The sequence below is a fragment of the Paraburkholderia sp. SECH4 genome (genome assembly GCF_030511745.1).
GTDB lineage: Bacteria > Pseudomonadota > Gammaproteobacteria > Burkholderiales > Burkholderiaceae > Paraburkholderia > Paraburkholderia madseniana.
Map to the genome: position 1 here is coordinate 265,365 of NZ_JALOCP010000001.1, position 14,743 is coordinate 280,107.

14 protein-coding genes are annotated in these 14,743 nt (G+C 61.7%); 9 read left to right on the top strand and 5 right to left on the bottom strand.

The features are described 5' to 3' along the window. Window positions 1–141 precede the first annotated feature (141 nt). The 4 genes from M0D67_RS01125 (at window position 142) to M0D67_RS01140 (ending at window position 4,076) form a co-directional block, all read left to right on the top strand. Entirely contained in the window at window positions 142–1,443 is a 1,302-nt protein-coding gene (locus M0D67_RS01125; RefSeq protein ID WP_154561974.1) for an MFS transporter, read from the top strand. Window positions 1,444–1,490: 47 nt separating this feature from the next. Next, on the top strand, window positions 1,491–2,432 hold the full coding sequence (locus tag M0D67_RS01130) for a glutamate cyclase domain-containing protein (protein ID WP_154561972.1): 942 nt from the start codon (window positions 1,491–1,493) through the stop codon (window positions 2,430–2,432). A gap of 35 nt (window positions 2,433–2,467) precedes the next feature. Beyond that, window positions 2,468–3,568, top strand: a complete 1,101-nt coding sequence (locus tag M0D67_RS01135) for an alanine racemase (RefSeq protein WP_154561970.1) — start codon at window positions 2,468–2,470, stop codon at window positions 3,566–3,568. Between the two features lie 109 nt (window positions 3,569–3,677). After that, the gene (locus M0D67_RS01140) at window positions 3,678–4,076 is read left to right on the top strand and encodes a RidA family protein (RefSeq protein ID WP_171926013.1); all 399 of its coding nucleotides are present in this window, start codon (window positions 3,678–3,680) and stop codon (window positions 4,074–4,076) included. Window positions 4,077–4,104: 28 nt separating this feature from the next. Here M0D67_RS01140 and M0D67_RS01145 read toward each other — a convergent pair whose 3' ends face one another. Further along, a complete protein-coding gene (locus M0D67_RS01145; protein WP_154561966.1) occupies window positions 4,105–5,076 on the bottom strand; it encodes an amidohydrolase in 972 nt (323 codons plus the stop codon). A 171-nt stretch (window positions 5,077–5,247) separates the two neighbouring features. Between M0D67_RS01145 and M0D67_RS01150 the strand changes: the two genes are divergently transcribed. The 3 genes from M0D67_RS01150 to M0D67_RS01160 all read left to right on the top strand — a co-directional run bounded on the left by M0D67_RS01150 (window position 5,248) and on the right by M0D67_RS01160 (window position 7,964). Beyond that, a complete protein-coding gene (locus tag M0D67_RS01150) occupies window positions 5,248–6,147 on the top strand; it encodes a LysR family transcriptional regulator (RefSeq protein WP_154561964.1) in 900 nt (299 codons plus the stop codon). Window positions 6,148–6,213: 66 nt separating this feature from the next. After that, the gene (locus M0D67_RS01155; RefSeq protein ID WP_233464929.1) at window positions 6,214–7,173 is read left to right on the top strand and encodes a helix-turn-helix domain-containing protein; all 960 of its coding nucleotides are present in this window, start codon (window positions 6,214–6,216) and stop codon (window positions 7,171–7,173) included. Window positions 7,174–7,262: 89 nt separating this feature from the next. Further along, on the top strand, window positions 7,263–7,964 hold the full coding sequence (locus tag M0D67_RS01160) for a fumarylacetoacetate hydrolase family protein (protein ID WP_154561962.1): 702 nt from the start codon (window positions 7,263–7,265) through the stop codon (window positions 7,962–7,964). Between the two features lie 44 nt (window positions 7,965–8,008). Here M0D67_RS01160 and M0D67_RS01165 read toward each other — a convergent pair whose 3' ends face one another. The 3 genes from M0D67_RS01165 to M0D67_RS01175 are packed head-to-tail and all read right to left on the bottom strand — an operon-like array spanning window position 8,009 to window position 11,383. Continuing rightward, the gene (locus M0D67_RS01165) at window positions 8,009–8,815 is read right to left on the bottom strand and encodes an NAD(P)-dependent oxidoreductase (protein WP_154561960.1); all 807 of its coding nucleotides are present in this window, start codon (window positions 8,813–8,815) and stop codon (window positions 8,009–8,011) included. Between the two features lie 32 nt (window positions 8,816–8,847). Further along, window positions 8,848–9,591, bottom strand: a complete 744-nt coding sequence (locus tag M0D67_RS01170) for a GntR family transcriptional regulator (RefSeq protein WP_154561958.1) — start codon at window positions 9,589–9,591, stop codon at window positions 8,848–8,850. A gap of 52 nt (window positions 9,592–9,643) precedes the next feature. Beyond that, window positions 9,644–11,383, bottom strand: a complete 1,740-nt coding sequence (locus M0D67_RS01175) for an IlvD/Edd family dehydratase (protein WP_154561956.1) — start codon at window positions 11,381–11,383, stop codon at window positions 9,644–9,646. Between the two features lie 144 nt (window positions 11,384–11,527). On the opposite strand from M0D67_RS01175, the gene M0D67_RS01180 reads away from it, so the two are divergent. Both M0D67_RS01180 and M0D67_RS01185 read left to right on the top strand, forming a co-directional pair. Then, window positions 11,528–12,526, top strand: coding sequence for a D-glycerate dehydrogenase (locus M0D67_RS01180; RefSeq protein ID WP_266236904.1), 999 nt, complete (start codon window positions 11,528–11,530; stop codon window positions 12,524–12,526). Between the two features lie 41 nt (window positions 12,527–12,567). Then, window positions 12,568–13,497, top strand: a complete 930-nt coding sequence (locus M0D67_RS01185; protein WP_154561952.1) for a dihydrodipicolinate synthase family protein — start codon at window positions 12,568–12,570, stop codon at window positions 13,495–13,497. 71 nt (window positions 13,498–13,568) lie between these two features. Here the strand turns inward: M0D67_RS01185 and M0D67_RS01190 are convergent, their stop codons facing one another. Then, window positions 13,569–14,735 (bottom strand): mandelate racemase/muconate lactonizing enzyme family protein, encoded by a 1,167-nt coding sequence (locus tag M0D67_RS01190; protein WP_154561928.1) that lies wholly within the window; start codon window positions 14,733–14,735, stop codon window positions 13,569–13,571. Window positions 14,736–14,743 lie beyond the last annotated feature (8 nt).

The window sequence follows — 14,743 nt, forward strand, 5'->3', positions numbered from 1 at the left end:
TCGGAACCACGCACCTATACTCAATTTCAAGCAGCACGGAACGGGCGCCTGCGGCGTGGCAGATGACCGGTCCATACATCGCCGATGCGCAACGCGCCGGGCGTGTATCTGACATTCAAACAGCGAATCAGGAGAACAGGCATGAGCAGAGCACCTGCAGCGGTCGTGGCGTACGCCCAGCCGAAGACATCAGTTCGCTGGAAGATTTTTCTCATCATGTTGCTGCTGGTCACGGTCAACTACATCGATCGTGCATCCCTGTCCGTCGCAATGCCGATGATCGCAAGCGAGTTCACGCTTACGCCGGTCATGCAAGGCATCATTATGAGTTCGTTCTTCTGGTCGTACACGCTGATGCAGATTCCAGGCGGCATGGCGGTCGACCGCTTCAAGCCGCGCCTGGTCCTCGCGCTGTGCACTTTGCTCTGGGGTGCCTTCCAAGGCCTCGGTGCATTGACGACCAATGCGATGTCCTTGCTCGCTACGAGGCTCGGACTCGGTGTCGCAGAAGCGCCCGTGGCCTCAGCGGGAGGTGCGCTCAATGCAATGTGGCTCACGCAGCATGAGCGGGTCCGTGGCGCATCGCTGATGGATGGCGGCTCGCCGCTCGGCGCAGCGCTTGGATCGGTGCTGATCACCTGGCTGATCGTGGTCGCGCACTCATGGCGAACCGCATTCGCGATCGCCGGCGTCGGCACGATCCTGTGCGGCGTCGGCGCCTGGTACTACATCAAGAATCAACCGCACGAACATCCCGGCGTCAATGAAGCCGAAGCGGAACACATCGAACTATCCCGGCGCAAGGAAGATGAAAAGGAAGCGAAAAACCTGTCAGGCAACTCGCTCGATTTCTTCAGGTATCGCTCAGTGTTGCTGATGTTCGTCGGCTTCATGTGTTGCACGACGCTTTACTACGGCCTGTTGACATGGATGCCCACCTATCTGCAGAAGGTGCAGGGCTTCAATATTCAGCAGATGGGCGGCGCCAGCTTCGTGATCTTCTTCTGCGGGTTTATCGGCGAACTCTGCGGTGCCTATGTTGCCGACAAGTGGCTCGCCAGCGGCGCCGCGCCGAACCGCGTCATGCGCACGATTTTCGGCATCGCCGGCGTGGTTGCCACGATTGCGGTGTTTTCGGTGGCACATGCGACAAGCCCCACGATGGTTGTGATCCTGCTGTCCATCACGCTCTTCTTTCTGCGGTGGGGCGGTCTGTACTGGTCGATCCCCGCGATGCTCGCCTCACGCAACAAGGTGGGCACGCTTGGCGGACTGCTTAACTTCGGCGGGAATATCGGCGGCATGGTGATCCCGATTGCGATCGGCGCAATCGTTCAATTCACCGGCTCCTATTTCCTCGCGCTGATGTGTTTCGCCGCAATGGGCGTCGGCCTGCTGCTCTGTTCGATCGGAATCGACTATGAAACGAAGATTCCGGTCTGAACGATCGTCGCGCCTCGCATGAACAACGTTGCTACTGAGATTGGATAATGGGAATAGCAAAAGTCGAAGACATCATTGGCCAAACCGTCCGGCGCGACATTGGCCGCATGAAGCGGTTCGTTGAAGGTCAGCTGGAAGCGGCCGCGCGTTCGATCATGAGCACGCCGAACGCCCACGTCGGTATCGTGACCGGTTTCTTCATACGCAATGCCGTCCCGCCCTCGCCGGAGACGGACGGACTGGGCGGCATGGCCCACCTGGCCGCCGCACTTTCGAACCTCGGCATACCGGTGACAGTGATCTCGGACGCGCCATGCTGCAAGGCCGTCTGGGCGGTCACCACGGAATTGCCGAAAGACGTGGCGTTCGAGATCACCTCGGTGAGCGCGGCATCGGTCAAGTCGCTGAGAGCCAGGCTAAGCGAGGCCGAACGTCCGATCACGCATATGGTCGCGATCGAGCGGGTGTCGCCCGCGAGCGACGGCAAGCCGCATCGCGAGTACGGCGCGGACATGTCCGACGATACCGCTCCGCTGCACCTTCTGTTCGAGGATCCCGAGTGGCCGCGTCCGTGGGTCACGATCGGCATCGGCGACGGCGGCAATGAAATCGGCATGGGCGTGCTACCCGAGGAAATCGTCCACGACGACATTCCCAACGGCCCGTTGATCAGCGCAGCCATTCCCGCGGACTATCTGATTGTTTCCAGCGTCTCGAACTGGGGCGGCTGGGGATTGGTATCCGCAATGGCGATGGTCGCGCCGCGAGAGGCAGCGGCGCGACTGCTCACCGACTTCACACCGGAGCGCGACCGGGCGTATCTCGCCGCGGCCGTCGACCTCGGGCAGGCGGTTGACGATAGCCGCGTCGACCGCCCCGCGACGCCGAAGATGAGCGTCGACCGGCTGTCGTGGGAACAGCATGCAGAAGTGCTCAGTCAGCTCAGAGCGCACGTCGACGGATACCTCGCAGCGCCGTCGCACGCGTGAGCGCGACGCCCTTTTTATTTCTTAACGTCCCAACCATGTCCGACCTTTCGAGCACCACTCTCCAACGTGCGCCGTCGTGGGCAGTCAGCTTGCCAGATGAATTGCAGACACCGTGTTTCATCGTATCCGAGCGCGGCATCGTCGATAACCTGTATGCGACTGCCCGTGCGTGTGGAGGGGTTGAGCGGCTCATGCCGCATGTGAAGACGCATCGCGCCGGATGGGTCGTCAAGCGGTTGATTCGCGAAGGCGTAACCGCGTTCAAGGCCGCTACCGTGGCGGAAGTGGCGATGGTGCTCGAGGCCGGCGCGAAACACGTCGTCTGGGCGTATCCGACCGTGAACCGCGCTCATATCCGTACCTTGCTCGCGCTGGCGCACGCTCATCCGGACGCACGGGTCGACGCGCTCGTCGACTCGGCGGCTGGCGTAGCCGCGTGGCGTCTCGCGACGAACGGGGCGCCGTTGACCAATCTCGCCCTGCTCATCGATCTGGATGCCGGCATGGGCAGAACTGGCGCGCCGATAGCAGCGGCGACGCTGCAATTGGCCCGCGAACTGGCCACAATCGGCTGCTTTGGAGGATGGCATGTCTACGACGGCCACATCCATGATCTCGACAGTGCCGCACGCCGCACGCGGGTGGCCGCCATCGTGGAGAAAGTGGCGGCGCTGACGCGCGCAGCCGATGCAGACGGACTGTCGACGAAACTCATCGCCGGGGGCAGCTATACGTTCGATCTGTGGCCGCGCACGCTCGCCGACTTCGTATCCCCGGGCAGTTGGACCTATTCGAGCGCTCAACACGACCTGGAGTTGCCCGCGCTCGGCTGGACGCCAAGCGCATATGTACTGGCAACGGTGATTTCACGCAACAGCACAACCGCCACGCTCGATGCGGGCTCGAAGGCCATCTCGCCGGACAAGCCGCTGGCCGAGCGCTTTCGCTGGGACGGCAAGATCGTCATGATGAGCGAAGAGCACGTTGTGGTCGAAGACACCGATCTGGCTGTCGGCGACCGGGTGATGCTGCTGCCGCGCCACGCTTGCACGACTGCCTATCTCTACCCTAGCGCGATGGTGCTTAACACCGAAGGGTCGTGGGAAGTGCGTGAGCAACTCGGGAGCCGTCGCTAGGCCGCGAGACCCGCAGCGGGTAGGCGTCGATTGACGTGATACAACGCGATTTGCCGCGCACGTCATGCGGCAAGTCGGAAAAACGCCACATCAAGGCGATGGGAAAAACATGAACGACAGTGGCACGCGCCGCGCATTGCGTGGTGTCAATCCAACCGACCTCAAACCAGGCGGGCACTATTCTTCAGCGATGGTCGCGGGCGACTTCGTCTTCCTGTCTGGCCAGACGCCGCGCGACGCCGACCGGAAGGTGATCGGCGACTCGATCGAAGAGCAGACCCGTGCGACGCTCGCCAATGTCGAGCGGGTACTGGCCGCCGCCGGCGCCGGACTGGATGACGTCGTCAAGGTCACAGTCTATCTAACCGACTTAACGCTTTTTAGCCGCTTCAACGCACTCTATGCAAGCTGGTTTGCCCAGCACAAACCGGCGCGAACGACGGTGGAAGCCGGTCTGCAGGGTGTGCTCGTGGAGATCGACGTGGTTGCCTACATCGGCACGCGCTGAAGCAGGCGGCGCACCGTACGCACGCACGTTAGAAGCCGTAGAGCCTTGCAGGATTTTCGACGAGGATTCGATGCCGCGTCGATTCGTCAGGTATCCACAGCGTCAGATCGTCCAGCAAGCGGGCGGCGTCCGGCTTGTTATCGGCCGCTTGCGTCGGATGAGGCCAGTCCGATCCCCACAGCATCCTGTCCGCGGCAAGCTGGGCAAACCTGAGCGCGACCCTTCCGGCGTCGGCGTAGACCGGCGCTCCGCTTCGCGACACGAGATAGGGTCCGCTCAATTTGACCCAGGTACGGCCGTTGGCCAGCAGCGCCTCGACCATCCGGAACGCGGCATGCTCCGCGCCGCCCGGTTGCGGAATCTGCCCCATATGATCGATCACGAGCGGCGACGACAGATTAGCAAGCAACTGTCGGTGCGCGAGTAGCTGTGCAGCGGTGGCATTGACCTGAATGTGCCAGCCGAGCGGTTCGATCCGCTTCGAGAGCGGCTCCATCATCGATACCGTGACGCCAACCAGGTATTCGAGGTTAAACCGCAGCCCGCGTACGCCCGTATCGTGAAGACCGGCCAGCTCACCATCCGTCACGGTGACGGGCACGGTCGCGATGCCGCGTGCGGTCTTTCCGAACTGCGACAGGGCATCGAGCAGGCAACGATTGTCGGTTCCATACGTAGACGGTTGAACGACGACATGTCGCTCGACGCCCAGCCTCCGCTGCAGCGCGCGATAGTCGGCGACCGTTGCGTCAGGCGGCTGCAATTGCGCAGACGGATCGACTGGATACCGCGCATCGTAGATATGGTGATGACTGTCGGTCGCCTTCGGCGGAACCGGAAAGCATGGCTGCCCGGTACCGGCGACGCGCGCCCGCTCCTCGAGGAAAGAAGATTCGCCGGATGAGGCCGGCGTAGTCGCGAGGTCGGTCGCCCAGTTGCTGCGGCCAGGGTCTATGCCGTCTTGGGGTCTATCACGGTGGCCTTGCTTCTTTTGCTTCAAACGGCATCTCCTTTAGCCGGCGGGTCGATCGGAGCTACGGACTGCCCTGCTGCAAAATGACCAACGACGCACTACGTTACGGTGCAACGAAAAGAGTGGACCACTATACGCATGCAATTTTTCCGGGAGATAATCAAAGTTAGCGAGACCATCTGATAGAAACCTTCGATCATGCGCATTTCTCTTCAGCAAATTGAGACCTTTTATTGGGTGGCGCGGTTAGGTGGATTTCATGCGGCGGCGCGTCATCAGCACCTCACGCAGCCGACCATTTCGGCACGCATCCAGGAGTTCGAAGAACATCTCGGCGTGCAGCTCTTCACGCGCAGTCGGACCCGCTCCGAACTCACGCTCGCAGGCCGCGATGCGCTCGCCAATGCGGAACAGGTGCTAAAGCTCGCCGAAAAGCTCGAACAGATAGCGAAGCGTACCGACCCCATGTACGGGCTTCTACGGCTCGGCGCGATTGAGTCCATCGCCCACGCGGGGCTTGCAGATCTACTGACGCAACTCAAGACGCGATATCCGCACATGAAGATCGAACTCACGATCGATGTGGGTGTCACACTCGGACGCAAGCTTGGCGCGCACGAACTGGACATAGCGATACTGAACGATTCCACCGATGCGCCTCACGTGGTCGAGACCGCCATCGGCTACACCGATCTGCATTGGGTTGCGTCGCCGCAACTCGTGCCCAACCGCAATGTCGCGCCTCATGATCTTGCGTCGGTACCGATCATCACCGTCTCGCAACCGTCATCGAACCATTCGCTTGTAATGAACTGGTTCCGCAGCGCCGGTTGCAATCCGGACAACATCAGCTCATGCAATTCCCTGACGATGATGTCGCGGCTGGTCGCGGCCGGACATGCGGCGGCCGTGCTGTCGCCCGCAATCATGCTCGCGGAGATCGATGCCGGGCTGATTCACGTGCTGAACACTGAACGGCCGATCACTCAGCAGGGGTTTTTTGTCGCCTATCAGGAAGAGTGTCTTAGCGGCGCGGATACCATCGTGGAGCTGGCAAAAGAGGTGCTCACACGCAGTCGCGTGCTGATTCCGGGGTAGTCGGCGCAAGGGCGCCGTTAAGAATTCAACGCACCGGCAAGCATGAATCAATCGGAGTACACAGTCATGAACGCATCACCGGTGGTGGTATCACGCACCTATGCGATGCCTGAGCGAAGCGATCGTCTGGATTTCTACATACGCGACCAAGCGTCGCGCCCCGCGATTGAAGAGCCGCACAAGCACGAATATTTTCAAATTCAGATCAACCTCGGCGGGGACACCGAACAGCATATTGGCGGAGTGCGCAGGCCCTTTCCTGCGGGTGCGGTCGCCTTTATCCTGCCGCATCGCTTGCATCTGATACCGCACCCCGCGCATTCGCGCTTCATTGTCATCAACTTTACGCAAGCGTTTCTACGCGCCAATACGGACGGAATCGCGGATCCCCTTGACCTCGAGGATGTGTCGATCACGCAGGCTCCCGAACTCGCCCCATTCAGGCTTCAGGAGTACATCGACTTCATTCTGGAGGACGCCGATCTCGCCGAAATCGAGCCGGTTCTGTCACGCATGCTGGAGGTCAATGAGATGCGGCGCTTCGGTTCAACCGCTCTTCTGCGCGGATACCTTCTTCAGCTTATCGGGATCGTATGCCAACGACATGCGGATCAGTTGCTTCGGCTCTCCTCGCGTAATGCCCAAAGACTCGGCCGACGAGACGCTCTGATCCGCGTGGACCGTCATGTCAATGCACATCTCGCGAGCGACGCACTGTCTCTGACCTCTGCCGCCGCCGCTGCGTTTCTATCGCCGAACTACCTTACGCATCTGATCAAGAAGGAGACAGGCAGGACATTTGTCGAGTGGGTGACCGAGCGACGCATCGCACGCGCAAAGGATCTGTTGGCAAACGACAACCGGCGCATCAAGGACATTGCGTTTCTGGTCGGCTATCGCGACGAAGCCTATTTTTCGAGGCGGTTTCGTCAATCAGTCGGTCAATCGCCGAGCGACTTTCGCGACATGCACCGGCGTGCGGTTCAACGAGACGGTGGCGCAACCGCGCGCGAAGGAGCACCGTAAGATCGTCCTGGTGTTCAGCGGATTTGTCCTGCACGGCGCGTTCGCAGGGCGATATCGTCGGTAGGCCAATACTACTCGCGAGGCTTACCATGACCGAATATTCAGTGACACCACCCACGATTACCTCCGTTGCTGTCAGCGGCTCGACGAGCCGCTTTCCCGTGCGCCGCGTGTTCTGTGTCGGGCGTAACTACGCAGAGCATGCGCGCGAAATGGGTGCCAACCCGGACCGGGATCCTCCGTTCTTTTTTTCCAAGCCTGCCGATGCCGTCGTGCCAGCGACCGGCGTGCTTCCGTACCCTCCCCTTACTTCCGACTTGCACCATGAGATTGAACTCGTCATTGCGCTCGGCAGGGAGGGAAAGGCCATCGCCCCCGAAAACGCGCTCGATTTTGTCTGGGGTTATGGAGTCGGAGTCGATCTGACACGCCGGGATCTCCAGGCGACGGCGAAGAAACTGAGCCGTCCGTGGGACTGGGCGAAAGGCTTTGACGCGTCTGCGCCGGTGAGCGAGATCAAACCGGCGTCGGAGTTAGGACATCCGTCCAGCGGACGGATATGGTTGTCCGTGAATGGCGAAGTCCGCCAGCAAGGCGATCTCAGCGAGATGATCTGGCCTGTCGCGGACATCATCAGTTACGTATCTCAGGCCGTGACTGTGAAGCCGGGAGACCTGATTTTCAGCGGAACACCCGCTGGCGTCGGCGCACTCCGCCCAGGCGACAAGGTCGCAGGCGGAGTGGATGGCGTTGCGAACTTCAGTTTCGAGGTGGGCCCGCTAGTCGGTTGAGCCTGCTTTAACGCGACGCAATCGTCCGACGGGGTCCGCCATGCTCAATCGATCCGGAGCGGATCCCCGTCGAATTCGACAAGGCAGCCGAAGCCGCCATGAAACAGCGCTTCACGCGCATCTTCCACCTTTCCCATCGCCTCGATCTCAGCCGCGTGCAGTTCGGCATCGTCTTGCGGCACGAACCCGAGATAGCGCACGTTGGCATTGTCCCAGCGATTGCGCGCGTTATTGGATACGCCATACACGACCGCGAAGTGAAAGTCCGGATAGTCGATACAGCGGCGCGCCACCTGCACCATGTCGCGATGGCTGATCCATGTGAAGAGGTGCCGCGGCGCGGTTGGCCGGTCGTCCGGACGGAACGAGCCGATCCGGATGCATGCAACCGACATGCCATGCTTGTCGGCGTACATCCGGCCAAGCGCCTCGCCGAACACCTTCGAGATGCCGTAGCGGCTATCGGGGCGCGGCTCGACGCTGTTATCGATCATCCGGTCGCGACGATGAAAACCCACTGCATGGTTCGAACTCGCGAACACCACGCGCTTGACGCCCGCTTGCCGCGCCGCTTCGAACACGTTGTAGCATCCCTCGATGTTCATATCACGGATGCGCTCCCAGCGATCCTCGTCAGGAATGCCCGCAAGATGCACGACAACATCGACACCCTTCATGGCCGGCAGAAGATCCTCGAGCCGCGTGATGTCCGCGGTCACGATTTCCTCGCCTGCCTGCGCCTCCGCCTGCGGCGCAATGTCGGCGAGGCGCAGTGCATAGTGGCCCTGGAAACCGGCGCGGAGCACGCGTCCAATGTGACCGGCCGCGCCGGTAATCAGTACTCGAGTCATTGATACCCTCTCTGTGATTCAGGTAAATACGGTTAATCGGTTTCGCCTTTCTGTACGGCGTAGCCGGCCGAGCGGCGGTGATGCGCTTCAAGATATGCATCGCGCGATGGCACCAGGTGCTCCCGGCATAACTTGATCAACGATTCCCGGTCGCCGGTTCGGAGCGCCTCGATCATCTGGTGATGCTCGGCGCGAGCCTTCTCCAGATACTGAGGAAACACGATCGATACCGAACGGATGGCATGCGTACGGCGCTCATACTCGTGAATCGCCTCGGTTAGAACCTGGCTTTCCGACAACGCAAAGAACGCATGGTGAAAGGCCATGTTCGCGCGGAACACACGCCGCAGATCTCCGGCGACGGCTGCTTCGTCGTGCTCCGCCTGTATTGCCGTTAACGCATCGAGCGCTTCGCTAGTGACCGGAAAAACGATGCGCCTCGCCGCGTCTGCTTCCAGCAGTTCGCGTAGCGCATACAGTTCGGTAACCTCGCGCGGCGTAAACGACTTGACCACCGCGCCCACATTCTTGCGGCGCTCCACCAGGCCGCGCCGCTCCACCTCCGCCAGCACCTGGCGTGCGACGTGGCGCTTCAGGTTGAAGCGCTCGCACAGATCGTCTTCCACAAGCCGTTCCCGTGGATGCAGAACGCCAAGGACGATCTGCTCCTCGAGCTCGTCTGAGACGCTGCGCAGCGTCTCGTCGACATTGCGGTCGCGTTCGACCGTCTTCGCAGTGGGTGCATCGGAGCGTTTGGGCTTGGCAGCGTTGCTCATAAAAGGGTCCGCAAAATGATCTAACCCGCGAGCCTATACGAAAATATGACCTTTATCCCTTGTTTCCGCTGCCGGGAACGGTCGCGTTAATCCGGGTAGCTTGCAAAAAGTCAAAGTCGCAGCCCTCGTCGGCCTGAGTGATCGTCGTCAGGAAGAGTTTGCGATACCCACGCTCCTCGGGATCGACCTGGCGGGCCGGCAACGCGGCCAGACGAGCTGCAATTTCCTCGTCGCTGAGGGCAAGTTCGATAGACCGTTCCGCCACGCTCAGGCGAATCCGGTCGCCCGTTTGTACGATCGCAAGCGGACCGCCGATCGCCGCTTCGGGTGTGACGTGCAGGACCACTGTCCCGGACGCCGTGCCGCTCATGCGTCCATCCGAAATGCGCACCATGTCTTTGACACCCAGGCGGCCGAGCTTGCGCGGGATCGGAATGTAGCCCGCTTCCGGCATTCCGGGTGCACCGACCGGACCGATCCGCTTGAGCACGAGTACGTCGTGCGCTTCCACGTCCAGTTCCGGATCGTCGATACGGCGAGCCAGATCCTCCGCGTCCTCGAAGACGACTGCCCGCCCTTCGTGCTCCATCAGGCTGGCGCTTGCCGCTGACTGCTTGATGATCGCGCCGCCCGGCGCGAGATTGCCACGCAACACCGCGATACCGCCTTGCGGAAAGATCGGGCGGTCAAACGGGCGGATTACGTCTTGCGGGAAGCTCGCGGGGGCGAGATCCAGCTCCTCACCGAGCGTACGGCCCGTCACAGTGAGCGCGTCGAGATGCAGCAGGTCTTTCATCTCGCGCATGACCGTGGTCAAGCCGCCGGCGCGATGCAGGTCTTCCATGTAGTGCTGTCCGGACGGTTTCAGATCGACGAGGACCGGCGTCTCGCGCGCCATCCGGTCGAGCTGCTCAAGGTCGATGCGAATCCCGAGCCGGCCCGCAATTGCCGTGAGGTGAATGATGCCGTTGGTCGAGCCGCCGATTGCGAGCAGCACCCGCAACGCATTTTCGATCGCCTTGGGCGTCAGGATGGCCGCCGGACTCAGGTCCCGCCCGATCATCGCCACGGCCTGCGCGCCGGTGCGCTCCGCAATGCGGATGCGATCGGCAGTCACGGCAGGCGCAGACGCGCCACCCGGCAGCATGATGCCCAAGGCTTCCGCAATACAGGCCATCGTGCTGGCCGTTCCCATCACCGAACAGGTCCCGACCGTCGCGACGAGCTGATTGTTGACCGCTTCGATCTCGGCTTCGTCGATCTGGTCGCCGCGAAAACTCGCCCAGAAACGACGGCAGTCCGTACATGCCCCCACCCGTTCACCGCGATGCGAGCCCGTGAGCATGGCGCCCGTCACCAGTTGAATAGCGGGCACGCCCGCCGCCGCCGCACCCATCAACTGGGCCGGGACGGTTTTGTCGCAGCCGCCGATCAGCACCACCGCATCCATCGGCTGGGCCCGGATCATCTCCTCCGTGTCCATCGACATCAGGTTGCGCAGGTACATGCTGGTCGGATGCGAAAAGCTCTCGGCGATCGAAATCGTCGGGAATTCGACAGGCAGCCCGCCAGCCAGCATCACGCCGCGCTTGACCGCCTCGATCAACTGCGGCGCGTTGCCGTGGCATGGGTTGTAGGCACTGCCCGTGTTCGCGATAGCCACGATCGGACGCGACAGCGCGTCGTCGGTATAGCCCGCGCCCTTGATGAACGCCTTGCGCAGAAAAAGCGAGAAACCTTCATCGCCGTAGTTCGTCAGGCCCTGCCGCAAGCCGCTTTTCTTCTCGCCCATTTTCGCTCCAAAATCTTCGATGAGATTATCAATAATCTTGACGGGAATCTTACCGATACTTATAGTCTGTCCGCAAGCGATTCTTTTTTGTGGCGGTCGATGCCGCCTGGCAACTCTCTCTAACAGCATTCCGCCGAGGTCTTCATGAAGCGTGTCGTGGCCTATCGTTCGTTGCCTCCTGCCGTGCTGGGGCTTCTTCGTGAGCACTGTTCCGTCGAGCTGGTCGACGTTTCCTCCGGCGATCTCGCGCCATTCAGGCGCGCCCTGGGCACGGCTCATGGCATGGTCGGCAACAATCTCAAGATAACGCCTGAGATTCTTGATGCGGCGCCCTTGCTTGAGGTCGCGTCCACCATTTCGGCCGGCTTCGATGCGTTCGATGTCCCCGAACTCTCGCGCCGCGGCATCGTTCTGACGAACACGCCTGAAGAAGTCACCGAAACCACTGCTGACCTTGTGTTCAGCCTGATCCTCGCGACCGCCCGGCGCATTTCCGAACTCGCCGACTGGACGCGGCGCGGCCGGTGGACGCGTACTGTCGGCGAGGCGCAATTCGGTGTCGACGTGCATCACAAAACCCTCGGAATCGTCGGGCTTGGGCGCATTGGCAGCGCGGTCGCCAAGCGCGCCGCCCTCGGCTTCGGCATGGACGTGATTTATTCCAATCGCTCCCGCAACCCCGAAGCCGAGGAGCGCTACGGCGCGCAATGGCGGCCGCTTCCCGAACTGCTCGCGACTGCGGATTTCGTCTGCGTGCTCGTTCCGCTATCGCCCGCCACCGAGCGCCTGATCGGCAGCGCCGAGCTCGGGACCATGAAGCCGTCGGCCATTCTCATCAACTGTGCTCGCGGACAGGTCGTCGACGAGGCCGCCCTCATCGCGCATCTCCGTGAAGGCCGCATTCTCGGCGCCGGTCTCGATGTGTTCGAACGCGAACCGGTGTCGCCGGACTCGCTGCTGCTCGAGTTACCGAACGTGGTAGCGGTGCCGCATATCGGTTCCGCTACGCAACAGACGCGCGAGAACATGGCCATGCGTGCGGTGCGCAATCTCATCGACGCACTCGACGGCCAGCTCTCGTCGACCTGTGTCAATCCCGAAGCACGCCAAGCCCGCTTGTCCGCTCAACAGATCGCCAACTGAATGGCGCGAAGCACCCTCTCCCCCATCAAAAGGAACACGCGATGACCTCAGTCAACCGGCCCCGCGGCGTTTACTCGCCCGTGGTCACGCCGTTCACAAACGACCTTCTTCCCGATCACGACCGCTATGTCCGTCATTGCCGATGGCTTATCGAACAGGACGTCGGACTCGCTGTTTTCGGCACCAACTCAGAAGCGAATTCGCTCGCAGTCAGCGAGAAAATGAAGCTGCTCGAAACGCTGGTTGGCGCAGACATTCCGGTGGATCGCCTGATGCCGGGCACCGGCTGCTCGGCACTCACCGACACAGTCGAACTGACACGCCATGCGCTTTCGCTGGGCGTAAACAATGTGCTGACGCTGCCGCCGTTCTTCTACAAGGGTGTCACCGACGAAGGCTTGTTCCGCAGCTATGCGCAGATCATCGAGCGCGTGGGTTCCGACGCACTGCGTATTTATCTGTATCACATCCCGCCCGTGTCCCAGGTGCCGCTCAGCCTCGCGCTCATCGAGCGGCTGTTAGCTGCTTTCCCGGGCGTGATCGCCGGCGTGAAGGACAGCTCGGGCGACTGGAGCAACACGCAGGCGATGCTCGAGCGCTTCCAGCCGCATGGCTTCGATGTGTTCGCCGGCAGCGAGACCTTCCTGCTGGCCACCATGCGCGCGGGCGGCGTCGGCTGCATCACGGCAACCGGAAACGTCAATCCGGCGGCTATCGTGCAGTTGTATCGTCACTGGCAATCGGCCGACGCCGATGCCCGTCAGGCAGCACTGGATGCCACGCGTGCGGTGTTCGCCAAGCTCCCGATGATCCCTGCGCTCAAGGCAGCGATAGGCGTCTATTCGAACGACCCCGAGTGGGGCGTCGTACGTCCTCCTCTCGTCGATCTGACGCCAGTGCAATGCGATGCGCTCGCCGCCGCACTCAGCGAAATCGGCTTTTCGATGCCGGGAATCGAAGTCACCGCCTGATGCCCTGAAGAAACACCCGCCGGCTGCATGCGCAACCGGCGGTCTTTTTCTAGCTATTCATTGCTTCGGCTTCACGCCCAATCGTCCAGCGCGTATTCGTTCAGCGCGGCTTCATCGAAGTCGAATCCGAGGCCTGGACGAGTCGGCACGGTCAGCTTGCCGTCTGCGAACGACAGTTGCGTATCCACCAGCCGACGGAAATTCAGCACCTGATCGTCAGGAAAAAATTCGACATAACGCGCATTGCTCGTCGACGCCACCAGATGCACGTGCAGATCGTGGAACCAGTGCGGGCACATCGTCACGCCCACGGCCGCGGCCGACGCCGCAATCCGCCGCCATTCGCTGATCCCGCCGCATACCGCCGCGTCCGACTGAAGGATCATGGCCGCGCGTTTGTCGAGCAGCTCCTGATGCCGCCAGCGCCCTGCTTCTATCTCACCGGTCGCAACGGTCACCGGCGTGCGCCGGCTCAGTTGCGCATGGCTCTCGATGTCGTCCGGACTGAACGGCTCTTCTATCCAGTACGGGTTGAACGGTTCGTACCGGCGCATGTATTCGAGCGCGGTCGGAACGTCGGCCCAGGCGTTGTTGGCATCGAGCATCAGCAGCACGTCGTCGCCGATCGCTTCTCGTGCTGCCCTGATCCGCGCTTCCTCGCTGCGCGGATCGAGCCGCCCCACTTTCATCTTCACGGCGCGAAACCCCTGTGCCACGTATCCCGCCATCTCCTCGCCGAGACGCTCGGGCGTCTTGCCTTCGAGGTAGTAACCGCCGCTGGCATAGGCCGGCACGGTGGCGCTGCATGTGCCGCCGAGATAGCGGCTCAACGGCAGGCCCGCAGCGCGCGCATTCCGGTCCCACAAGGCGATGTCGATGATGGACAGCGCCCGCATGACCGAGCCGGCACGCCCTTGCAGCAGTGACTCGTCGTACATGGCGCACCAGGAGCCTTCGACATCGAGCGCGGAGCGCCCGCGCAACAGCGGCGCAAACAATTCGCGCACGGCATACGTGACCAGCATGCCGGCGCGGTTGCCGCTGTAGCAAAAGCCGATGCCGTAATGGTCATCGGCTGTTGTGACGCGCACGACCGTGTAGTCGCGGGCAGTGACGAGCCGGGTCGAGAATGCAGTGTGGCGGTCAAGCGGCACGCGGATGGTGCGCGCCTCCACCGAAACGATCCGCGAACGTGTCTGATAATCGGTTTGCTCAGGTTCAACGATGACGTGTTTCATAACAGTAG